This is a genomic window from Micromonospora sp. CNZ286 (assembly GCF_014207755.1).
This window is the reverse complement of record NZ_JACHIZ010000001.1, coordinates 4190838-4214985: the sequence shown is the minus strand read 5'-3', so window position 1 is coordinate 4214985 and position 24148 is coordinate 4190838. Positions and strand designations below refer to the sequence as shown.

Below are 24148 nucleotides of genomic sequence, written 5' to 3'. Positions count from 1 at the left end.
GGTGACCTGGCGCATCTTCACCGGCGACGGACGGTCCGACCCGACCGGCCGGGCGTGGGAGGCTTTGCCGGAGCCGCCCCCGTGGCGGTGGCGCGAGGTGGCGATCACCCGGTTCGTCATCTCCGACGGTCTGCGCGACGCGGTGAACGCTGCGCTGCACCTGCGTCGCCCGCTGCTGCTCACTGGTGCTCCCGGGTCCGGCAAGTCGACGCTGGTCAGCCTCGTCGCCGCGGAGCTCGGCCTCGGCGAGCCGCTCAACTGGCACATTACCTCGCGCACCACGTTGATCGACGGGTTGTTCCAGTACGACGCCCTCGGCCGGCTACACGCCTCGCAGAGCGCTGCCGGCGCGGACGGCGATGACGCCGCGCGAGTCGAGGATTACGTGACCCTCGGGCCGCTCGGTACCGCGCTGGCCAGTCGACTCAAGCCCCGCGCGGTGCTCATCGACGAGATCGACAAGAGCGACTTCGACCTGCCTGGCGACCTGCTCAACGTCCTGGAGGAGGGCGAGTTCGACGTTCCGCCCCTGGTGCGTGACGCGCGCGGGGCCCGCCGCAGGGACGGCGAGGCGGTGGTCCACGAGGTTCGCGGTTCGGACCGGGCAACGTACACGGTCGAGGGAGGGGTAGTGCGCCGCACCCACTGGCCGGTCATCGTAATGACCAGCAACGGGGCGCGGACCTTCCCGCCGCCGTTCCTGCGGCGGTGCGTCCGCTTCGAGATGCCCACGCCGCAGCAGGGGTTCCTAACGAGCGTTGTAGACGGGTACATCGACAATGTTAAGGGTAAGGACCGCAAGAAGATCGAGGAGTTCGCCCAGCGCCTGCTCGCCGGCGAGCAGCTAGCCATCGACCAGCTGCTGAACTACCTCTACCTGGTGAGCAAGGAGAACGTCACCGACGCCACTACCCGCGAGCGGCTGGAGCGCACGCTGCTGGAGGAGCTGAGCGGTCAGTGATCGACCGGCTCGCCCATGTCCTCGCCGAAGCCTTCCCCGACCATGACGGCGAGCACCTCGCCGACGCCCTGTGGCTGGTGGCCACCCGCGGGAGCACCGCGCCCACCCCGGGACCGGCCGTCACCAGCGGCCGTGAACACGCCGACGCGGCGACGCCCACGGCGACGCGGGCCGCGCAGGCGACCACGGACGTCACCAGCCCGCAGCCCGTCGCGGACCTCTCGCTGCCCGGCGGCCGGCCCGGCGCGACAACGGAAACCGGGCGCGCGATCGAGGTGGGACTCCGGATTCCTATCGCGACGCCCAGCATGACCACGGTGACAGCCCTGTCGCTGTTCCGCCGCGTACGCCGGCCCGGACGTCCGGTCCTGGACATCGACGCCACCGTGGACGCGACCGCGGACGCCAAACGCCTGGTCATCGTCACCCGTTCAGAGCGCGAACGCGGACTCGACGTCGCCGTCGTCGTGGACCGCACGCCCGGGGCGATGGTGTGGGCTGAAACGATCACGGAGCTGGAGGGCACCCTCCGCCGCACCGGCGCCTTCCGCTCCGTCACGCGCTGGTCGCTGGACCAGTCGATGGGCGCTGCCGCGCCCGCCCGGCCGCGGGTGCGGGACAGCGCCGGGGCGGTGCACCACGCCGATCACCTCGTCGACCCGGCCGGTCGCCGGCTGGTGCTCCTACTCACCGACGGCACCGCGGACGCCTGGCGCGGCGGCCCGCTGTGGCAGGTGTTGCGGCGGTGGGCACAAGCGATGCCCACCGCGCTGGTGCACCTGCTGCCCGAGCCTTACTGGGCGTACACGGCGATCGGCCAGCCCACCGCGGCCGTCCGGTCGCCCCGCCCCGCGTCGCCGAACTCGTCGATGCAGACCCTTACGGCCTGGTGGAGCGACGAGGACGAGGACCATTCCGCTGTGTCCGTGCCGGTGTTCGGGCTGCGACCTGAGGCGATCATGCGCTGGACCCGCGCGGTGGTGACCGGCAGCACCTGGACCGAGGCGATCCGGGCGCATCCTCGGCAGGCGACCGCGGCCGCTCCTGCGATGCGCGCCGCGTCGGCAGCGCAACGGGTACGGGTGTTCCAAGCCCGCGCCAGCGAAGGCGCGCAGCGCTTGGCGCGGATCCTGGCCGGAGCGCCCGTGCTGTCGCTGCCGCTGATCCGGGTGCTGCACGAGCACCTGGTGCCCCATCCGGAGACCGGGCAAGTCGCGGAGCTCATGGTCGGCGGACTGATGGAGCGGCTACCGGACGGTACCGGCCGGGACAGTCTGCTCCTGCGGTTCCGCCCCGGCGTCGCCGACCTGCTCTACGAGGGCACCACGACCAGCCAGGAGTGGGATGTGTACGAGGTACTCAGCGGCTACCTCGAACGCCACGGCGGGTCAGGTGACACGGTGCGCGCTGTCCTGGCGGACCCGCGCGGGACCACGTCGGTGGACGGGGACCTGGTGCCGTTCGCTGCCATGGGCCGCGGCATGGCCATGCGGCTGGGACTCGACGTCGACATGCCGGCTGACTCCCCGCAGCACGGCCCGGCCACGCCGGCGCCGGACGGGTCGGGCATGCCGGCGGCTGCGCTGGCGGGGCAGCCGCGGCGGACGGGTGCGGTGATTGTCTGCGTTCCCGATCTGGTGATCCGGGGGTCGCGTGCGGCCACTGCGGACGCGTGGATCTCGGCCATGGCGGATGGCTTGCGCGCGAGCGGGGACGGCGATAGGGCCCGGGCGCTGCTCGACGGCGGAGTCTCGCTTGCCCGCTACGCCGACCTCTTCGATCACAACCCGAAGTACCCGGCGGCGGGGCGAGCCGGGTCTGAGGAGGAATTGCGGCCGATGAGCGCCGTGTCGCAGTACTTCGCCGATGGCGACGTCAGGCAGGCAGCACGTGACCGGGTCGCGGCCGCGGTGACCGACGAGACGAGGGTGATCGTGGCGTTCTCCTTCGGCGCGGTCGTCGCCTACGAGGCGCTGTGCCAGCATCCCGAATGGCCGGTACGGCTTCTGGTCACGCTGGAGTCGCCGCTGGGCGGCGCCATGGTGTTCGACCGGCTCGACCCCGCGCCCGCCGCGCCCACGGCCGCAGCCCCACGCCGGGGGAGCTGGCCGGGCTCGGTCGACACCTGGGTAGACCTGGTGAATTCCGTCGACGCTTTCGCCAGTGGGGTTGAGCTGCGGACACTGTTCGGCTCGCCGGTCACGCAGCATGTGGTCAGCGGTACAGGCAGCCACCGGCCGGAGAGTTACCTGGCCTCACCGGTGACTGGCGCGGCCATCTCGGCCGCCCTGCGCGCCACCGGCGAATCGCAGCCAGCGACCCCGACAGTCACCGACCGGACGCTCTCCGGCGATGGCCGCCGCTACCTGCTGCTGTGCAACGTCACCGAGTACCTCGATCCGAATCTGACGCCGCTGCCCGCAGAACCGGCGGCGGAGGTCGTCGAGCTGTTCGCGGCGCTCGGTTACGCCCACGTCGCGATTGGGGCGCCAACCCCCACCCGGGAGGCGATCTTCATGGACGTGGCGCGTTTCCTCCGGGCGCCCGACCGCCGGCCCGACGACCTGCTGGTGCTCTATCTGTCCGGCCACGGCGTCACACTCAGCAACGGCGAATACCGCTTCCTCAGTACCGATTCAGTCTCCCGCAGGTTACAGGGCTCGGGCGTCGCGGTGGCGGAGCTCGCCCAGGCGCTGTTCGAGGGTTCGCCCGTGCAACATCACCTCGTCATAGTGGACAGCTCATTCGCGGGCCAGGCGGCGCGGGAGTTCGCCTCGCTGGCGCGGCGGTACTCCCAGCCCTCGTTCGCGGTGATCGCGTCGACGGGTGCGCAGGCGCAGGCGCACGTGGACGCTTTCCCTCGAGCGCTGTCGAAGGCGATGCGGGACTGGATGGCCGAGGAGTTTGCCCCGTCGCTGCTCCGGCTCGATGAGCTGGTGTCCCGCGTCAACGACCGCTTGGCCGCGTCCCTCCGCCCCGGCCGCAGCCAGCGGGCAGAGGCCATCCTCCTGAGTCCTGTAGCGATACCGTTCTTCCCCCGGTCGCCACGACGGGTCGAGGTGCCTTCTATAGAGGATTTCGTCGGGCGGCGCAGCGCGATTGCGGACATCACGGCCTGGCTGGCCGATCCCTCGAACCGCCGACCGCTGGTCGTCACTGGAGACCCAGGGTCTGGCAAAACTGCACTGTTGAACTTCGTGGCCGCGGTGTCCGACCCGCGGATGCGCCGTGCCTTCTTGCCTTCCCACTCGGACCTGCCACCGGTAGGCGCGATCATCGGTACGGTTTCAGCGGCCGGCTCCACCGCCGAGGAGGTAGTCGCCCGGCTGGGGTCGTTCCTCATGATCGACAGCACTGGCCGGGGCCTCACGGCCGACCTCTCGGCGGTGCTGTCGGCAGCCGACCGGCGCACCCCTTGGGGCGCCGTCGCGATCGACGCGATCGACGAGTCACGCGACCCGAGCCGGCTCCTCCACGACCTGATCGCGCCGCTCGTCCGATCCGGCCGGCGTCTGCGGCTGTTACTCGCCACCCGCCGCGTCCTTCTTGAGTCGTTGTCCGAATTGCATCCCGTCGTCATGGACCTCGACACCGACCAGTACGCCGACCCTTACGCGCTGCGATCTGTCGTGCGCCGCGTCCTGACCGACCCGGCAGAGGCATCGGAGCTGGTGCGGGCCGCCCCGCCGGGAGCGGTCGACCGGATCGCTGCTCGCATCGCCGACGTCGCCGGCACGTCGTTCCTCCACGCGTTGCTGGCGGCCAAGGCGCTGGCCGCCCGCAGCGATCCGATCGACCTCAACGCGATGGCCACGGCTTCGCGGAGGGAGACGGACGATCTGATCCGCCGCCTCGTGTGGGAGGCGACCCCGTCCCAAGCCGGCGATGAACAAACGGCGTTGACCGCCACCATCGAGGCCGTCGAGGTGTACCGGCGGCTGGCGGAGGCCAACCCCGCCGCTTACCTGCCTGACCTCGCCAGGTCGGTGAGCAGCCATGCGGTGCGGTTGGCGGAGGTGGGGCGTCGGGTTGAGGCGCTGGAAGTCAGCCAGGAGGCCGTCACCCTCTACCGGGAGCTGGTCAATTTCAGCCGCGACGCTTACCTGCCTGACCTCGCCAGGTCGGTGAGCAGCCATGCGGTGCGGTTGGCGGAGGTGGGGCGTCGGGTTGAGGCGCTGGAAGTCAGCCAGGAGGCCGTCGAGGTGTACCGGCGGCTGGCGGAGGCCAACCCCGCCGCTTACCTGCCTGACCTCGCCAGGTCGGTGAGCAGCCATGCGGTGCGGTTGGCGGAAGTAGGTCGGCGGGCCGAAGCGCTGGAAGTCAGCCAGGAGGCCGTCACCCTCTACCGGGAGCTGGTCAATTTCAGCCGCGACGCCTACTTGCCCGAGCTCGCTACGTCTCTGTGGAAGGTGGGATACGTAGCGCGCATTCTCGGAGAGACGTCGGACCAGATCCTGGATGCAGTTGCGGAAGGTGTGCAGTACTTCGACGAGCTCGCAGCCACCGAGCCACGGGCGTTCACCGCACGCCGCGACGCGGCAGCCTCCACCTTGGCCGACCTGCAAGACAGCGCAACAAGCCGGCACCCCCAACCGACACCACCCAGATCACCCCACACTGGCGAGGTATGAAGCCCTCGACATCGCCCGACTCGACGTCGACCTGGGCTCACCGCCGGAGCCTGTCGGCTCCGCCTGAAAACTGACCCCGTGGTTCCGGCTGAATTCTGACCCCTTCCGGAAGCATCGGGAGGTGCTGACCTGCTCGCCGCAGTGGCCGACGACCTGGCTACGGCGATGGACCGCATCCGTAAGCTGGCATAAACGATCCTCGACGGCACGCTGATCCCGATCGACCGGGTCGCCGACCAGAAGCCCTACTACTCGGGCAAGCACAAACGGCACGGCGTGAACGTGCAGGCCATCGCGGACGCGGCAGGTCGCCTGGTCTGGGCATCGCCGGCGCTGCCCGGCGCCACCCATGACCTGAGCGCCGCCCGTAGTCACGGCATCATCGGCGCGCTGAGCAGCGCCGACGTGATGACGTTCGCGGACAGGGGCTACCAAGCCACCGTGTGAGCTAGCGGACTCATCGCTGCGTGGTGATCGTTTGGCTGGCTTGCTGCTACACCAGCCAACCAGGACAAGAGCGGCTGCACGACCCGGCATGGGCGACGAACTTCTGGCCGTACCACCGGCCGCCACCACCTAGCAGGCCGGACCGGTGTTCCTGGCCGGGGTTGCCGCGCACATCCGCAGCCCGGCCGGCGCACAGGGCATGAACACCGGCATCCAAGACGCGGTGAACCTCGGCTGGAAACTCGCTCAGGCGCTGCAAACCGACGCCGACCCGGCCCTGCTGGACAGCTACCACGGTACTCTCGCAACGTCGGGCTAGGCACCCGGCTCCTGGCAGGCGGCGGGGGTGTCGGGAAGTCTCAACTGGCCGCCGCGTAGTTCGCCCACGACGCAGACGTAGTCCGAGTGGATCCAGCCTGCCTTGCCCGAGCTACCGGGCCAGTTGATCGGGTACCAATAGCCCTCGTCTACCGACGAGGTGGGCGACGAGGTCGGCCCGACGCGCGCCGCCTGCACCGAGAAGTAGCCATCAACGCCGGTGCCCACAACGGCGCACGTACCTGCGATCAACGCAGCGCCCAAGACTACGGCCACGTTCATCTTGGCGGCGCGCAGCGTCCCATCCCTGTTGATGATGGCTGCGCGCACGGCCCCGGCCCTGTTGACTCGCGCAGCCTCAACCGTTGCCCGAGCCAACTCGTCGGGCGTCTTCACCTGTCGTCCTCGGCGCGCCACGGCTTGATTATCACTGGCCGATGCACTGGTGAACACGCCGGGTGAGTCGCGCGTTACCTTTTGATCGTCCCCAGCCGGGGACTCCTCGGTCGCCCGGCCGCGCCAACTGCAGCGCCCGGCTGACCCGCTGCGGCGGGCGTAGCGTCGCCTGCGGCAGGTGATTCTGGCCCCGCTGACCTCGACGGGCGTCGCTGACGGCGCGGGCCGGCCGAGTGGCCGGTTGGGCGTCTAAGTGCGGGTCGGTGACCGCCTGGTCGGCATGCCGCTGCGCCAGGTCCGAGACGTGCGGGAGTTCGGCGTGTGGCTGCTTCGCCCCGCCAGTTGGCTCCTGCTGGCACCTGTCCGTGGTTCTCAGGCGGCGGCCCCTCCAACCAGTTTCTGTGTGCGATGCAGGTAGGTGTAGTCGGCGGCACCGGTACTGACATCCCGTCTCGACCGTGTCGTAGCGACGTTGACTGCTCCGCTGGAGAGAGCCATCAAAGGTACGTTCAGATCTGGTTGCGCGGCTGCCCCGAATCCGGCGGCGAGGGCGACAAACGCTGCGACCGGACGGGTTACCCAACTCCACCTCGTGCTGCGTGCCGCGGCCTCCAGTTCCGCTGTCGCTTCCGTCAGTTCTCGCTCCACCAGGCGATAGGCGTCCTGTGGGTGACGGTCCGCCTGCTTCAGTTGGTGAAGGAGGTCGTCGATGGCAAGCATCAGTCTCTGCCGCTCGGCGTTGTACCTCGTCCTGAAGCGCACCAAATCACCGATCAGCACGTCGTCTCGGGGTACTGGCAGAAGCGGACCCACGTTCACTTGCCAGCACGCCGTCACGTCGTAGCCGAGATCCGGGTCAGTGCCAAGCAGATGCGCCTCTTTGATGTCGGTGTGGGGGCGTAAGCCTTCTGGGCCGGTGCAGCCCGACTGAGCGTTGATGCCGGCAGCGAGACGCCTGGCGATGAGACTGACGACGACGTTCAGCAGCGCCGGCGCGGCGACCAGCCGCGAACCGCTGTCCGGGTGCCGGTAGACAAGCCTTTGCCGAAGCAGTTCCTTCACGACACTCTTGTGGAGCTTGTCCACGTGGAGGGTGCTGAACTCGCCCGGTGGCGGTTCGGCCGGCGGAATAAGGGCATCGAGCGGCACTTGCTTAAGCGCATGATCGAGTTCCCCTTCGATCTCGTGAAGCTCGAAGGGCCCGAACGCTCGGTGCGCCTCGAGCGGCCGGTAAAGGCCGGCGTCTTGGACCTCCTTCATCCGTGCGCTGAGCCGGTCTTCCCATCCTGGAGCTACGACCGTGGCGAGATCGTCCCAGTACAAGATCGCTTGCTGGAGAACGCGCACCGGCGCGTTTGCGAACGGGTAGTAGAGCATCCCAGCCATGCCAACCCCCACCGGGAAGAATTTGCGGCGATTGATGCCCAAGAATCTACCGTCTGCTGCGCAGGAATGGTTCAAGGCATGCCGGAGAGTACAAGAGCATCGGCGACCCGCACCGCCCCACGACATCACGGCCTGAGCGGCCACTGTCTCGGACGGGTCCTGCGCGGCACCTGACGCTGCCCCGCCCATCCACTGCAGCGTGCGCAACTGCTCGCGGCTCAGGCGGCCGCCTTCGTTACTCAGGGCGTCGGCAGGGTGACTGTCGTTGGTATCTTCTGCGGCATGAGTGGGGGTCGGGGCTATGGAAGCCGCAACAAGCGGCGGCAGATCAGCGACGAGGAACGGGCCGCGGCCGTGGAGGACTACCGGGAGTCCGTCGGACGGCTTCACCACACCGCCAACCGGAACCTGCGGCAGACGATCGCCTACGCCACCATCTTCGTCGCCGTTATCGCCCCCTGGATGCTGTTCATCGGCCAGGCCACGCCGGCGAGCTTCCCGTGGTACGCCATGTCGATCCTCAGCGGCGCGTTCGGTCTGACCACCTACGTCGTCCGGGAGCCGCGCCCGCGGTCGTACCTGCTCGCTGCCGCGGTCATCCTGGCCGTGGTGGGCGTGACCGGCATGTTCCTCACCGGCTAGGCCGTGGGGTCTGTGGATCTAACGGTATTTCCGGCCTGACCTGCCGGGCGTTGTGCCTGGTGAGGAGGGTGCCGTGATGACCGCGACACTGAACGACCAGACCGGACGTAAGAAGCGGCCTGAGCCGTCGGCGGAGGCGAAAGCCGCCGCCGAGCTGGTGCGGGCCGCGAAGGAGCAGGGTCTGTCGCTGACGGGCCCGGATGGGCTGCTGAAGCAGTTGACCAAGACGGTCTTGGAGACCGCGTTGAACGAGAAGATGACCGAGCATCTCGGCTATGCCAAACACGAAGCCGACGGTGCCGGTTCGGGCAACGTCCGCAACGGGACCCGGTCGAAGACGGTGCTGACCGACGCCACCGGTCCGGTACAGATCGACGTGCCTCGGGACCGGGCCGGCAGGTTCGAGCCGCAGATCGTGCGTAAGCGGCAGCGGCACCTGTCCGGGGTCGACGAGGTGGTGTTGTCGATGTATGCCAAAGGTTTGACGACCGGAGAGATCAGCGCTCACTTCGCCGAGATCTACGGCGCTTCGGTCAGCAAGGAGACGATCTCACGGATCACCGACAAGGTGATCGAGGAGATGACTGACTGGTCGCACCGCCCGGGCCCCGAAGGGGCGTAACACCTAGTGCGCCAGTCGAGCCGCATTATCGCCTCGTCAAGGGTGACGTCCGGGTGCGAGCTATTCCCGCGATCAGCCCGAGGTGAGCTTGAAGGTCAAGAGCGTCAGCGACCTGCACGGACGTCGTCGGCATGTACAGCGTTGAGTGCAGCGAGAGCAGGTGGGAACATGATCGTATGGAGCAGGCGCGAGTGTGGTTCTTCCAATCGAACCCCAAGCTGTACGACATTGACGCCGCGCTCACTGCGCTAGACCGAATTTGGTGGCGAGTTCCGCAGTACACCGGCGAGGTTCATGTCGGCGACGTGGCGGTGCTCTGGCGCAGCGGTAAGGATGCGGGCATTGTCGGGCTCGGGCGAGTCGTCGCCGACCCTCAGCTGCGGCCGATGGAGCCAGCCGAGAAGTCCTTCGTCCTCGCCGAGGAGGAGAGTGCCGACAACGCAACGCGGGTGCTCCTGCGAGTACAAGCCGTGCCGTTCGTCTCCAAGGAGAGGGTGCGGGCGGTCGCTGAGTTCCAGCAGCACCAGCTGTTGGTTGCGCCGCGCGGGACGGTGTTCCCCGTGGAGAAGGACGACTGGCGGGCCCTGAGCGACCTCCTTCCGGCTCCCCCTGGACTCGTTCCAGCCGAGAAGAGTGCACTACCAACTGCGTTCGCCTGGCCGCAACGCGCAAAGGGTGTGCTCCCGATGCCCGGCGGCTACAACGGTTACCTGCTTTCTTTGAAGAGGGTGTGCCTGGTCGTAGCGGAGGAGCGACCGACGCCTGCCGAGTTGGCGGCGATCCTTGAGACGGTGCTGAAGGTCAAGCCAGTCGCCGCTCGGCTACGCGAATCCTTCTTACGCAAGGTCGGCGTAGTAGTGGTGCACGACGGCATCTGTCGTCTCGGACCGTGGACCGAAAGCTGGTTAAGGGATGTCTCGTAACCCTGCCGTCTGTCTGTTGAGGATGGTCGGGCAGGATGCCTGGGTGCAGGTGATCACCGCGGCCGACTCTGAGTGGATCTTTCCGTTCACCGGGTTGCAGCCCGCCCAGTTCCGCAAGCTGGTCCGGTTGGTCGCCGAGCGTGGCGGTGACGGCATCGCTGACGGCCGGCCGGGCCGGCAGTGGGCCCTGGACCTGCCGGATCGGGTGCTGCTGGTGGCCACCTACTGGCGTACGAACCTGACAATGCGGCAGATCGGCCCGCTGTTCGGGGTGTCGCACTCGGCTGCCCATCGGGTCATCGACACCCTCGCGCCGCTGCTGGCCCTGGCGCCGGTGCGTAAGCGGCCAGTCGAGCAGATCGCGATCGTCGACGGGACTCTGATCCCCACCCGCGATCACCGCTTGGCCGCCCGGAGCAAGAACTACCGGTACTCGACGAACCTGCAAGTCGCCATCGACGCCAGCACCCGCCTGGTCCTCGCCGTCGGCGACCCGCAGCCGGGCAACCGCAACGACACCATCGTCTACCGCACGTCCGGCATCAAGGCGAAGCTGGACGGGCGGCCGGTGATGGCCGACGGCGGCTACCGCGGCAACCCCGAGGTGATCATGCCGTACCGCAAGCCCACCGACGGCAGCCAGCTCCCGGATTGGAAGGAAGCCCTCAACGTCCAGCACCGCACCGTCCGAGCGGGAGTCGAACACGCTCTGGCCAGGATGAAGTGCTTCAAGATCCTGCGCGACTACCGCCGCGCCGCCCACACATTGGCCGACGCCGCTTCCGGCATCGCGAACCTCCACAACATCATCCTCGCCGGCTGACCATCGGCTTGATGCCGAGCAACGCCTTCACCCAGTTACGAGACGTCCCTTAGCTAGCGACGACGACAGGGTGGTCATTGCGCTTCTTCATGCGCGGTGCCAGTTTGTCGGCGAGCTACTCGCTGCTGCCCGAGAGCCGCTGACCAATGAGCAACTCCTGGCTGTCGCCAATGACCGGTACGGCATGGGGTGGGACACCCAGACTCAGGTCGTCAACCGACGTGGCTGGTTGCAATCTGCCGGGATGCTTGCCGACACAGGTGACGGCAAGGTGAGGGCGACAGATGCTGGCCATGCTCTGCTGACCGAGCTGTCACTTCATGACCCAGCCGCGCGTCTGCCCATAGAGGCCGTCGTCGAGCCACTCCGATCGGAGCCTCCGATCGAGGTCTCGCCTCCTGTCTCTGACACCGTTGACGCTATCTCCGATGCAATCAAGAGCTCCGCGACCGATAGCTCGCACCCCGACCGCTTCGAGCGCGCCGTGCGAGATGCATTCGCCTTCCTCGGCTTTCAGGCTGAATGGCTCGGAGGCTCTGGCAAGACAGACGTCCTCCTCGACGCCACGCTCGGCCGCACGGACTCCTACCGCGTAGTGGTCGACTGCAAGACAAGCGCCTCCGGGACAGTGGGCGACCAGCAGGTCGACTGGGTCACCCTCGGAGATCACAAGAACAAGCACGATGCGGACCACATCGCGCTCGTTGCCCCCAATCCCTCGGGTAGGCGCCTTCTCGACCGAGCCAAGCAGCACAAGGTGTCGATCATTTCCGCCGATCAGCTCGCCGGCATCTGCCGCCAACACGCCAAGACCCCGCTCGGGGTCGACGACTACCGGTCACTCTTCGCCCACGGCGGCAGTCTCGACACCGAAGCCGTTGACGAGCGTGCTGGGGAGGTTGGAAGACTCATCATCCTCGCGGCTGCCATGTGTGAGGCCATCCGCGAGCGGTCGACGGTGTTCGGGCGGTTGTCCGCCCGTGACCTACTCCTCATCCTTGCCGACCAGTCGGTGGCGGAAGGCACGACGGAGGATGAACTGCAGGCGGTGCTGGACACGCTGGCCAGTCCGTTACTGGGGGTACTCCATGGTTCGAAGGGCGAGGGCTATCGGGTAACGACCACGGCTCTGGTTGCCCAGCGCCGCGTCGAGGCCGTTGCCCAACAGCTCTCTATCGATCCGACCCGATGACTTGTGGCGGCCGAACTAGCCTTGTATCAGGCCCGGCCAGGGCGCCGGCGACGGTGACCGGCAGGGTGGCCGCCCGCCCCTGTCTTTCCAGATGAGCCTCGTCTGGTGGGTCGGCAGCAGGCGGAGGCGTTGGTTGCGCAGGCCCGTGAGCAGGATGTGGAACTGTTCGGTGATGGTGGTCCGTTGCGGCAAATGACCAAGGCGATCCCACATCTGACGCTACGGGTCGGTAGGTCAGTTCCGGGTGACGGAGTGGTCGCTGTAGATTTCGGTGATCTCTACCTCGATATCTGCGTCCGGCTCGTCCTCGAACCGCAGGTCCCACCTGAGCGCGAGGGCGAAGGTGCAGTCGACGATGCCCCAAGCCGCGAGATCGACAAGGCCGTCGCCCCAGTCGTTGCTTTGGGCGGCGCTGGCAACGAACTCGGCAGATAGTACGCCCTCCAGGTTCACCTCCAGGTAGTCACCCCGACGCGCGTAGTTGCTGAAGTCGAGGGAGATCGCCATCTGTTCCGATTCCGTGGGCCTCCAGTCCGCGTCGTCCGATCCTCTCCGGTGAAACTGGGAGGTTACCGTTTCTGTGAGCTTGGCTAGCACCTGCGCGACGCCGTCCGCCGTCGCCTCGCTGAGAGAACCGCTGCAGAGTGAAGCGATGATGGCCTCAGCCGTGCGACCGAGGGCGTTGAGCGACAGCGACACGTCCACACCATCGAGGTCGAAGCTGCGGTCAACGAGGTAATCGGCGGCTTTACGCTCATCCAGCACGGCCAGGGTCTGCACGATGGCTGGAGCGTTGTCGAGGAACTCCGTGCAGGTTTTCGGGTCCTTCAAGTTGGCGCGTACTGCGGTGATGAGGCCCTTGGCGACCTTGCGGGCAGTGACGTGCTCGCGGGTGAGGCGGTCTACTTCGCTGGTGTAGCTTCGAGCCTCGTCGAGCAGAAGGGAGATCGACCTGGCCTGCAGGTTGCGCTTGCCCTTCTTGGTGTTGCAGGTCGTACAGATCAGGACGAGATTACCTGGCCGGTGTAGGTGAAAGTCGACGGTCAGACCGTGGAAGTCGATCAGCTCTTGCAACTCGGCCGTGGTGGTGGTTTTGGCGATCACGTGGTCGATCTGTGTCTCGTAGAACGCCTGCGGCCGAGTGCAGAAGGCGCACCGGCTCTTCCACACCTCGTAGAGGGCGCCGCGGAGTACCACGTCGTCAGTACCGCGGTAACCGATCTCGCCGGGACGCAACGGTCTTGTCACTGACAGGTCCTCAGGTCGGTCGGTGGAACATGTAGCTCGCCGCCGACGAGCATATCGAGCAGGTTCCGGTGGCGGCGCTCGGTGCCATTCTGCTGCTGCTTAGCGCCGATAGTGACCGGCGTGCCATTTCGGTGGGCGGGGCCTGCCGCCGGACCGTGCGTCCCGTCCCCCGTTTACCCCCCGAAAACCCCCGCTGGCGACTGACAATCAGTGATGAACGATGACTATCGATTGGTGGTGTTATTGCAGCTCAGCGCCTGTCTCTGACAATCAACGACAAGGCTGTGACCGCTACGGACCGTAACAAGGGGTCTTGACAACCAATGACAAGTCCTGAGGGGACTCGACAAGAGGTTGTCTTGGGTTCAAGACCCTCGCTCCTCCGAGCGCCGGGTGTTGGGCCGGGCGGCCCGGGCTCGTGCTGCCCAGAGCGAGGCACGGCGGGTGGCTGCGCCTGCTCGCGACGGCGTGCATGGGCTGAGGGCGAGTCATGTACCACCCGTGATCACATTCGCCCGCCGACCGAGCCCGCCTTCCGATAAGTCTCAAGGCTACCCGTCCGCGCGGTACCCGCTGTCCGAGTCAGATCTGCTTTGCCGCCCGCAACACCCCCTGATCACCGGTATCAGGTCATCCAGGTGCGTCCTGTCGCGAACCGCCTGATTGATGTCTTTCGCTGCGCAATGCATCAGCTCGAGCTGGTTGAACGTCCGCTCGCGAGTGACGCTGTGTAGATCGTCGTGTCGGATTTGATCGATCTTGGCTGAGTCGTCCTTGCAGTTTGTGCTGCCTCTTGCTCTGGTCCGTTAGTGATCTTTACTGTCAGCGCACCCTGCTGACCTTGAGGAGACTGCGGTGGCCGGTGCGTTTCGTGGATCCGCCATGAGTGTTGCGGCTGTGGGCCGCTGGGCTCGGCGCAGGTACTCCCTCGCAGGTTTGTTGACGTTCAGCATGGTGGCGTCGTTGCTGTCGGCGGTGCCTCCGCAGCCGGTGACGGCATCGCCTGCGGCGCCGGCGGGCGCCACCGCGGTCAAGCCTTCTCAACGCGCAGGGGTAGCGGGGTTACCGTCGCATGAGGCGACAACCGCGCGGACGTCGTTTGCCGGGTCAGCCGGAAGCAGCGCAGCGCGTCCGCCTGTGCCGGGCGCGGTCGGTGCCGAGCAGACGTTCCCTGCGGTGAAGGTGCCTGGGCAGGGTGAGGCCGGGCAAGAGGCGTCTTCGCTCTCGGAGGTGGGGGGCGCCAGCGGTGGAGTCGTCGCCGGCCGTTCCGTCGAGCGGTCGGATGCCCGTACGGAGCGCACGACCGAGTTCGTCAATCCTGATGGCACGAAGACGCTGCGGGTCTACGACGGTCCGGCCTTCATCCGTGACGGCGCCGGAGCGTGGAAGCCGATCGATAACCGGTTGTCTCGACGGGTCGATGGCCGGTACGCGCCGGCATCCGCCGCGGATGTGAGTATCGCCTCGCGTAGCAACGATCCGCAGGTGGCGACATTGTCGTTGGGCGAGGACGCTGCGGTGTCCTTCGCGGTTGACGGTGCTGCTGCGGTTTCGTCGTCGGTTGAGGAGTCGACGGCCACGTTCGTCGGTGTGCGTGCGGCGTCAGACGTGAAGCTGACGCCGATGGAGTGGGGCCTTAAGGAAGAGATCGTCCTGCACTCCGCTGACGCCCCGACGACATGGACCTTCCCGCTGACCGTCAAGGGCGTCACTCCGGCGCTCAACGACGCCACCGGTGAAGTCGAGTTCACCGACGCAAGTGGTGCGGTGCGGGGTGTCGTCCCTCCGGGGTTCATGGTTGATTCGAACATCCACCCCCGTCGTGGTACGGGGGAGCGGACGGACAACGTCCGATACTCGCTGCAGCGTCAGGCTTCCGGGTGGCTGTTGCAGGTCGACCTGGACGCCCACTGGCTGCGGGATCCTTCGCGGGTGTTCCCGGTCATTGTCGACCCCTCGTTCACCGACAACGCGGAGACCGACGACACGTACGTGTCGAAGCGTGACCACGCCAACCGCAACAATTCCGCCGAGGGTGACCTGCTGGTGGGCACGTACAACGGTGGCACCGAGCGGGCCGCGTCGTACCTGCACTTCAACGATCTGAAGGCGTCGAGGCCGAACCGCTATGTCCTTGGCGCGACGTTGCAGATGTGGAACTTCTGGTCCTACTCCTGCAGAGCCCGCAGCGTCAACGTGTACGCGGTGACCAAGTCATGGTCGGGATCGACGACCAAGACGTGGGCAGGCCCGTCGTACGACTCGGCGAACCGGCTCGCTACCGGGTCGTTCGCTCACGGCTACTACGACTGCCCGAGCGGCAACTGGGCCGGCTTCTCGCTGCCGCCGGACCGGGTGATGAAGTGGCTGCACGGCACCGAGGCGTTCTACGGGCTGACGGTGCGGGCGTCGGAGACCGACAGCTACGCCTGGAAGCGGTTCGCATCGGCGAACTTCTCGAACTCCACGGCCCGCCCATACATCGACCTGAACTACTCCGACCAGGGCGCCAAGTACTCGCTTCCCTCGCCGAGCTTCAACCCGCCGGTCACTGCCGCGTCGGCCGGGAGGATTACGGCACGGGTGACGAACTGGGGTTCGACGACCTGGACCCCGACGAACGGTTATCGGCTGACGTACAAGATTCTCAGCGCCGGCGGGACGCTTCTGCGTAGCGGGCCGCTCTACGCGATGCCGAAGAACGTCGGCCCGCACCAGTACGCCGACGTGCCCATCCAGGTCGAGTCGCTCGGGTTGGGGACCTACATCCTCCGCCTGGACATGGTGAATCCGTCCGGCGCCTCGTTCAACAGCACCTACGGCATCCCGTTCGGCCAGAGCACCTTCACCGTGAGCAATGGCGCGCCGACCGTCGGCGACGGTGGCGTGTTCCCGCCGCATAACGGCTTCACCGACTCCCTCACCCCGAGCCTGTGGGTGGACTACCTCGACCCGGACAACACCCCGGCCGGCGGCCGGCAGGTGAAGTTCCGCATCTGCAAGGGCACCCCGGCGGCACCGTCCGGCTGTCAGAGCACGGCATGGCGATCGTCGACGGCCTGGGCAGTGCCTACCGGGCTGCTGACCTGGCAGCAGCCCGCACACTGGTATGTCACCCTGTCCGACACCCAGGCATCCACCCCGGAACTCGGGCCGTACGTGTTCACGCCGACAGTGGCGCAGCCTGAGGTGTCGAGCCATCTCGCCGGGGCCGGCAACGACCCGGCGGTGGCGGGCCTCAACCCGTACGTCGGCAACTACTCCACCACGGTGACCGACGCTGCCGTGGCGGTCGCTGGACCTGCGTTGACGATGACCCGGACCTACAATTCGCAGGACCTGCGAGCATCCGGGGCGTTCGGTGCGGGTTGGAGCAGCCCGATCGATCAGCGGCTGACCACCGACTCCGACGGCTCCGACAACGTTCTGGTGACGCTCGCCTCCGGCGGACAGCTGCGCTTCGGCCGCAACCCGGACGGCACCTACGCCTCCCCACAGGGATCAACCCTGACCTTGGTCGCCGCTGGCAGCCCGACCGTCTGGACCCTGCGCGACTCCACCGGCACCCGGCGGATCTTCAACGCCAACGGCCGGCTGACCTCCGTCGCAGACGCCGATGGCCGTATCCAGAGCTACACCTATAACAGCAACAACGAGCTGACCACGATCACTGACAACGGCAGCAACCGTTCACTGCACCTGACCTGGACCGGCGGCCACGTCACCTCTGTCGCGACCGACGCCCCCGCCAGTGGCGAGACCGGGCCCAGGTGGACCTACACCTACACCGGCGACACCCTTACCCAAGTCTGCACGCCGCTGTCTGCACAGTCATGCACCACCTACGCCTACACCGCGTCGTCGCACTACCGCTCGGTGGTCACCGATGACAACCCGGCTGCCTACTGGCCCCTCGGCGAGGCTGCAGACACGCAGGACGCCACCAACGTCGTCGCCACGAAAGCCGGTGACCGTGACGGCTCCTATCAAGACGTCACCCTCGGCGTAGCAGGGGCACTGGCCGGATCTCCGGACACCGCCGCTGACTTCGGCGCTACAAGCGCCACCGCCGTCGAACTGCCGAAGAACCTGACGAACACCTCCATGGGCGTCGCCGTGGAACTGTGGTTCAAGGCCGGCACCGGCGAGAACGGCGTTCTGTTCGGCATGCAGAACACCGACCTCAGCCACACCCCTTCCCAGACACTGCCCATGCTTTACGTCGACACCAACGGCGTGCTGCGGGCCAAGATTTGGACGACCACCCAAAGCCAAACCCAGATGACGTCCGCGGCCCGCGTGGACGACGGGCAATGGCACCACGTCGTGCTCTCCGGCGCCGTTGACGCCCAGCAGCTGTACCTCGACGGCGTCAGGATCGGCCAGCTGACCGGCCAGCTGATCGACTACCGCGACATGGCCCACGCCTCTATCGGAAACGGCCGCGGCGGCAGCGGCTGGACCGGCACCCCGACCGGGAACTTTCCCTTCACCGGCCTCATCGACGAAGCCGCCTACTACAAGCACCCCCTCGGCGCCAACCAGGTCTCCGCGCACTGGGCCGCCCGCACCGCGACCCAACGGCTCACCACCGTCACCGATCCCGGCGGACATACCGCCCTCACCGTCGCCTACGACGGGCCAAGCGGCCGCGTGACCACCCTGACCGACCGCAACGGCGCCACCTGGGATCTCGGCAACCCCACACCGGACAACGGCAAACGCGTTGTTGTCCTGGCACCGGACAACGCCGAACCCATCACTTACCGCCACGACATTGATCACGGCGGCCGCCTCGTCAGCCGCGAGGACACCTTCGGCGAACAGAAGTGGACCTACAACGCCCGCGGATTCGTCTCCAAGTACACCGACGCCAACAACAACACCACCACCTACGACACCGACGCCCGCGGCAACGTCCTCGGCCGCACCACCTGCAGAACCAGCACCGAATGCAACACCAGCTACGCCGGCTACTACCTCAACGCCACGAACCCGCTCGACCCGCGTAACGACGTGCGGACCTGGACGGCAGACGCCCGTTCTGCCTCCGCCACCGACACCACCTACCGCGTCACGCACACCCTCGACACCATCGGGCACATCACCGCCGTCAGCTACCCCGCACCCGCCGGCTACTCCACCTCGCCCACGGAGTCCTACACCTACTCCACCGGCTCCGAGGCCGCCGAACCCGCCGGCACCGGCACCATCCCGGCCGGGCTGCAACTGACCGCAACTGCCCGCAACGGCAAAACCACCCGCAACTACTACAACTCCTCCGGTGACCTGGTCCGCACCGTCGACCCTGTTGGGCTGACCACCACCTACACCCGCGACGCACTCGGCCGCGTCACCACCATCACGATTGCCCCCGCCGACGGGAACGCCTTCAGCACCACCAGCTACACCTACAACGCCCTGTCGCAGGTCGCCACCACCACCGGCCCACCCGTCACCAACGCGGTCACCGGCGTCACGCACCAGGCAAAGAGCACCTACACCTACAACGACCTCGGCCTACGTACCCGCCAGGTCATCGACGACATCACCGGCGACGACCCCGACCGCACCTGGATCTGGACCTACGACGCCGCAGGCCGCCCCGACCTGACCACAACCCCCGACGCCAAAACGGTTGACCAGGACTACGACAGCAGGGGAGACCTCACCAAGGTCACCCAACCCAGCGGCCTCATCTATGAGTACACCTACGACGAGGCACACCGTCGCACCGAGACCGCCGCTGTCGGCGACGGCGTCGACCCGATGAATCCCACCGCCACACGCCTCGTCCTGGACTCCCGCGCCTACGACCCCGCCGGCCGCCTCGCCTCCGTCGTCGACGCCATGGGCCGCGAAACCGCCTACACCTACTACGGCGACAACCTGCCCGCCACCAGCAGCAGGGTCCGCCGCAACACCAGCGGCGACATCACCAGCGAAACCCAGCTCAGCAAAAGCGACTACAACGCCGCCGGACAACCCAACCTGCAGATCGCCATGGGTGACATCCGCACCACGACGATCTACGACAAGGCCGGCTACATCAAGGAAGAACACCTCGACCCTGCCGGCCTGGACCGCGCGGTCATCTACACCCGCAACCTGGATGGCACCATCGCCACCCTCACGCGCACCGGTGCTGCCTCACCCGGCCGCGCCGAATCCACCAGCTACACCTACGACGACATCGGCCGGATCCTGACCGAGACCGTCGCCAACACCGGCGGCACCCCCGCCGACCTCACCACCGCCTACCAACGCGACGCCCGCGGCCTCGTCACCCACACCACCGACCCGGCCGGCGTCACCACCAGCGCCACCTACGACCCACTCGGCAACCCCGTCACCACCACCGGCGCCACCCGCACCGCCTGGAATAACGGCGCCAGCACCACCGCCGCGCCCATCACCACCATCGGCTACAACACATTCGGCGACACCACCCACATTCGCGACGCCAACGGCAACACCACCACCGCCAGCGTCGACCCCGCCGGCCGGCCTACCAACGTCACCCTGCCGACCTACACCACTCCAGGCGGTGTCGCCCTCACCGGCACCTACCAAACCGCCTACAACAACCAAGGCCTGGTCGACCACACCACCGACCCCCTCGGCCGGATCACCACCCACACCTACGACCCCTACGGGCGACCGCTCACCCGCACCCTGCCCGACCCCGACGACGACGGACCCAAAACCACACCCGTCTGGACCTACACCTACGACCGAGTCGGGGACCTACTGTCCGCAGCCGACCCCACCGGCGGATCGACCTCGGCCACCTACAACGACCTCGGCCAACAAATCACGGCCACCGTCAGCGACCGCACCACCGGCAACACGCTCTACCTGACCACCAACCTCGCCTACGACCCCGCCGGCAACCTCACCACCGTCACCACACCGCTCAACCACACCACCACGACCACGTACAACACCGCCGCCGAGCCACTCAAAGTCACCGACCCGACCGGCCGGTTCACCCAGTACACCTACGACATGGCCGGCCGGCCCCTCACCTCGGTGAAGGGCAAGGACACCACCTACGTCGACCCCGTCACCACCCAGACCTACGACCTCGCCGGGCGCCTCACCGCCACCGCCGACTGCACCACCACCACGACCGGCGCCTGCGCCACCACCCTGCGAACCGCAACCGCCACCTACAACGGCGCAAGCCAGCCGCTCACCGTCACCAGCCGCGAAGGACGAACCAGCCAGTACGGGTACGACAACGCTGGTCAACTCACCGCCATCACTCAGCGCGTCAACCCAGCGGACGCGACGACGGCCGTCACCGTCGAACTCGGCTACGACCTGACCGGCCAACGCACCCGCATGGTCGACGGCAACACCAGCGCCACCACCTACACCTACACCCCATGGGGCCAGACCGCCTCAGTCATCGAACCCGCCACCACCGCCCACCCAAACCCCGCTGACCGCACCTGGACCACCACCTACGACGCCGCCGGGCAACCCGTCACCTACCGACTCCCCGGCAACGTCAGCCGAATCCTCACCTACGACAAGCTCGGCAACCTCACCCAAGAAACCGGCACCGGAGCCGAAGCCACCACCGCCACCCGCCAACTCGGCTACGACCTCAACGGCCGCATCACCAGCGTCGGCGGACCCAACGGCGCAACCAACTACACCTGGAACGACCGCGACCAGCTCACCAGCGTCACCGGCGCGGCAGGCGACGCCACCTACACCTACGACGGCGAAGGCAACCTCACCAACCGCACCGACGCTGCCGGCACCGCAACCTTCACCTACAACACCGCCGGCGCCCTCGCCACCACCGCTGACCCCCTCACCGGAGTCACCGCCACCAACGTCTACAAGAACAACGGCCAACTCGGCCAGACCACCTACGGCAGCGGCGGACCGACCCGGGCCTACACCTACGACAGCCTCGGTCGCCTCGCCACCGACACCTACAAGAAACCCAACGGCACCACCACCGCCTCCACCACCTACACCTACGACAAAGACGACCTGCTCCTCACCAAAACCACCACCGGCGTCACCGGAGCCGGCACCAACACCTACGGCTACGACGGCCTCGCCCGACTCACCAACTGGAAATCACCAACCAACCAACAAACCACCTACGGCTACGACAACGCCTCCAACCGCACCACCGTCACCAACCCCACCGGCACCCGAACCACCACCTACGACGCCCGCAACCGCACCACCACCGCCAACGGCGCAGCCCAACCCGCAGAAGCCTGGACCTGGACCCCCCGAGGCACCCTCTCCACCCACACCACCGGCACCACCGTCGACACCAACACATTCGACGCCTTCGAACGCCTCACCCAAGCCACCAGCACCGGCTACACCATCAACTACACCTACGACGCCCTCGACCGCCTCACCCAACGCAACACCCTGCCCTTCCTCTACAACGACCTGACCAACCAACCCATCCGCACGCCCGACACACCGAGCCAAGACACCGTCATACTCCGCAGCCCCGACGGGCAGCCGCTGTCCGACAAGGCCGGCACCGCCGCCGCGCGCAACCTCATAACCGACCGCATCCACAACGACCTCACCGCCGCCACCAACCCCAGCACCGGCGACCTCGCCGCTTCCCGCGCCTATCAGCCCTACGGCCAGCCCACCGCAGCCACCGGCACCCTGCCCCTCGGCTACCAAGGCGGCTGGACCGACCCCGACACCACCCAAACCAACGCCCACGCCCGCTGGTACGACAGCTCGGCTGGCGCTTTCACCAGCCGCGACACCTGGACTCTCAGCCCAGACCCCGTCACGCAGACGAACCGCTACAGCTACGCCAACTCCAGCCCCACGACCGTGAGTGACCCATCTGGACACTGCGGAGCCTGCGCAATCAGCCCGTCGGCTGCGTTGGTCGTCGTCGGAATCGCTGTCCTATTTTATGTTGCTACCCAGACAAAAAAGACGGGGGTTTCTGCTCCGGATATTCAATGGCGCTGGAGCGAAACTAAGCCACACCCAAGCCCTAGCCCGCAAGCACCTCGAGGGCCACTTTCCCGCCCAGGCCCAGCGCCTTCAAGCCAGCCATCTCCCACACCAAGCCACTCTGGCTCGTCGCCTGGCTATGGAAGCGGCACCCCCAGTCTGCCTACGCAGCACTACTGCGAACGGAATCCGCACTCCGCTTCGTGTAGCTGGGTCTACGCACCAGGAAGCCCGCCAGGAACCGCGCCGAACGCTGGCAGCGGACCCGGCAACGGCGCACCCTGCACCAGGAACTGCAACACCCCACCGCCAATCCCACCGTGCGTCCTGAAATCTCTCGCCGCAGGCCTCACCGGTGGCCAACTCTGCCGCACCCCCTGGCTTCTCGACGTCAATGCCAGACCGGATAAGACCGACAGCAACCGCCCGCTGTCGGAGCAGATGGTCGCCGGCAACCGCCAGATCGGAAATAACCCCAACAACCTTCCAGCACCCCGTGTTCAATCGGACGGGAATGGCGAATCTGCACCAAGTTTCAGTGGGGACTCCGGCCTCCCGGCGCAGGGGCAACTCCAAGACGCATGCTTCTCCGGAGGGTTGCTCCGCGCGGACGGCAGTCGAAGTGCTGGGATCTGGCAAGGCGACTGCACGCCACCGGTCGCTGGATCAGATGCGCAATCTGAATACGATCCGGAATTTCCGACAATCAAGCTCGAAAACTATCGTGGCAGGTTCAACGCTTGGCTGGCCAAGAATGGGTACATGCGCCTGCCGCTCGATTGGGACGCTCACCATGCGATACCTCAGGAGTATAGGAGTCATCCAGAGTTCGCTGGCTTCGATTTCGACGCCCCGTCCAATGTGCGTGGTCTGCCTGGTAGTAGGATGAAGTCTCGAGGCGCCAACGTTCACCAAGACATTACTAATCAGTGGAAATGGTTCAAGGATCTCAATCCGAACCCGACGCGAACTCAGATTGAAAGCGTGGCCGCTCAGATTGACAGGGGGTACGGTGCCTATTTCTGGCGAGAGGCTAAGCCGTTGGGTCGATGACGTCGCCGGCCTTTTGGTTCAGTATCTTTCGGCATTTGAAGGTAAATATGGATATCCGCCGGACGAAAACGTCGTGGTGCGAGCGGAAAGTGCGAGCTTGTTGCCGGGAGTTCGATCTCTGGCTGAAATGGCCGTGCATGCCGATCTGCTGGAGTTTTATGCAGTCGTGGAGCGAGTAAGCCTCCCCGACGTGGGCAACGGAATTTTCGTCCTCTCGGCGGAAGAAGTTTTGGAAGGGATTCAAGGGCTGCAGCCCTCGGAGATTCGCGGTGCACTTGACGGTAGAATTGTAGTATTTGGGTCTGATGGTGGTGGAGGTCTTTTCGCGCTGATCGGCGAGTCTGGTCAGGTGTGCCGGCTGAGTGGTGGCGCGTGGGTAGGATCCGTCTATGAAGTGGAGGAGAATGGGATTACGAGTTGTGGAGCCAACCTGAATGGATTTCTTCAGGGAATCCTCGAGGAGTTGAGGGACGCGGTGCGTTCCGGATAGTGAACCGCCCCGGTTGTGTGGAGACTTCTGCAAGATCCTGGGCGGT

General features: G+C 66.7%; 12 protein-coding genes and 2 pseudogenes. 11 read left to right on the top strand and 3 right to left on the bottom strand.

Annotation, left to right across the window (positions count from 1 at the left end; all coding sequences use genetic code 11):
- The first annotated feature begins 1 nt into the window (after position 1).
- The 4 genes and pseudogenes from FHX31_RS18280 to FHX31_RS18265 all read left to right on the top strand — a co-directional run bounded on the left by FHX31_RS18280 (position 2) and on the right by FHX31_RS18265 (position 6358).
- Positions 2–961, top strand: coding sequence for an AAA family ATPase (locus FHX31_RS18280; RefSeq protein WP_221488097.1), 960 nt, complete (start codon positions 2–4; stop codon positions 959–961).
- A complete protein-coding gene (locus FHX31_RS18275) occupies positions 958–5592 on the top strand; it encodes an SAV_2336 N-terminal domain-related protein (RefSeq protein ID WP_184976861.1) in 4635 nt (1544 codons plus the stop codon). Before FHX31_RS18280 ends, FHX31_RS18275 begins: the two co-directional genes overlap by 4 nt.
- A gap of 126 nt (positions 5593–5718) precedes the next feature.
- Positions 5719–6027 (top strand): annotated as a pseudogene (locus tag FHX31_RS18270) (transposase family protein); the annotation flags it as partial.
- Positions 6028–6184: 157 nt separating this feature from the next.
- Positions 6185–6358, top strand: a complete 174-nt coding sequence (locus FHX31_RS18265) for an FAD-dependent monooxygenase (RefSeq protein ID WP_184976860.1) — start codon at positions 6185–6187, stop codon at positions 6356–6358.
- Here FHX31_RS18265 and FHX31_RS18260 read toward each other — a convergent pair.
- Together FHX31_RS18260 and FHX31_RS18255 are read right to left on the bottom strand one after the other, a co-directional pair.
- Positions 6355–6753, bottom strand: a complete 399-nt coding sequence (locus FHX31_RS18260) for a hypothetical protein (protein ID WP_184976859.1) — start codon at positions 6751–6753, stop codon at positions 6355–6357. The genes FHX31_RS18265 and FHX31_RS18260 overlap by 4 nt on opposite strands.
- Before the next feature lie 372 nt (positions 6754–7125).
- Entirely contained in the window at positions 7126–8181 is a 1056-nt protein-coding gene (locus FHX31_RS18255; protein WP_184976858.1) for a DUF6236 family protein, read from the bottom strand.
- A gap of 240 nt (positions 8182–8421) precedes the next feature.
- Between FHX31_RS18255 and FHX31_RS18250 the strand changes: the two genes are divergently transcribed.
- From FHX31_RS18250 to FHX31_RS18230, 5 genes and pseudogenes are all read left to right on the top strand, one after another.
- The gene (locus FHX31_RS18250; RefSeq protein WP_184976857.1) at positions 8422–8781 is read left to right on the top strand and encodes a hypothetical protein; all 360 of its coding nucleotides are present in this window, start codon (positions 8422–8424) and stop codon (positions 8779–8781) included.
- Positions 8782–8857: 76 nt separating this feature from the next.
- Positions 8858–9385: pseudogene (locus tag FHX31_RS18245) on the top strand (transposase); the annotation flags it as partial.
- A 194-nt stretch (positions 9386–9579) separates the two neighbouring features.
- Positions 9580–10326: an EVE domain-containing protein gene (locus FHX31_RS18240; RefSeq protein ID WP_184976856.1), complete on the top strand. Its 747-nt coding sequence runs from the start codon at positions 9580–9582 to the stop codon at positions 10324–10326.
- A 43-nt stretch (positions 10327–10369) separates the two neighbouring features.
- Complete coding sequence (locus FHX31_RS18235) at positions 10370–11149, top strand: transposase family protein (RefSeq protein WP_084588886.1); 780 nt, start codon at positions 10370–10372, stop codon at positions 11147–11149.
- A 70-nt stretch (positions 11150–11219) separates the two neighbouring features.
- Complete coding sequence (locus tag FHX31_RS18230; protein ID WP_184976855.1) at positions 11220–12341, top strand: restriction endonuclease; 1122 nt, start codon at positions 11220–11222, stop codon at positions 12339–12341.
- A 234-nt stretch (positions 12342–12575) separates the two neighbouring features.
- Here the strand turns inward: FHX31_RS18230 and FHX31_RS18225 are convergent, their stop codons facing one another.
- Positions 12576–13589: an HNH endonuclease gene (locus FHX31_RS18225; RefSeq protein ID WP_184976854.1), complete on the bottom strand. Its 1014-nt coding sequence runs from the start codon at positions 13587–13589 to the stop codon at positions 12576–12578.
- A gap of 939 nt (positions 13590–14528) precedes the next feature.
- Between FHX31_RS18225 and FHX31_RS18220 the strand changes: the two genes are divergently transcribed.
- Together FHX31_RS18220 and FHX31_RS18215 are read left to right on the top strand one after the other, a co-directional pair.
- Positions 14529–23612 carry a LamG-like jellyroll fold domain-containing protein gene (locus FHX31_RS18220; protein WP_184976853.1) on the top strand — a complete coding sequence of 3028 codons (9084 nt, stop codon included), beginning with the start codon at positions 14529–14531 and terminating at the stop codon, positions 23610–23612.
- The gene (locus tag FHX31_RS18215; RefSeq protein ID WP_184976852.1) at positions 23572–24102 is read left to right on the top strand and encodes a hypothetical protein; all 531 of its coding nucleotides are present in this window, start codon (positions 23572–23574) and stop codon (positions 24100–24102) included. The genes FHX31_RS18220 and FHX31_RS18215 overlap by 41 nt, the downstream gene beginning before the upstream one ends.
- The last annotated feature ends 46 nt before the right edge of the window (positions 24103–24148 follow it).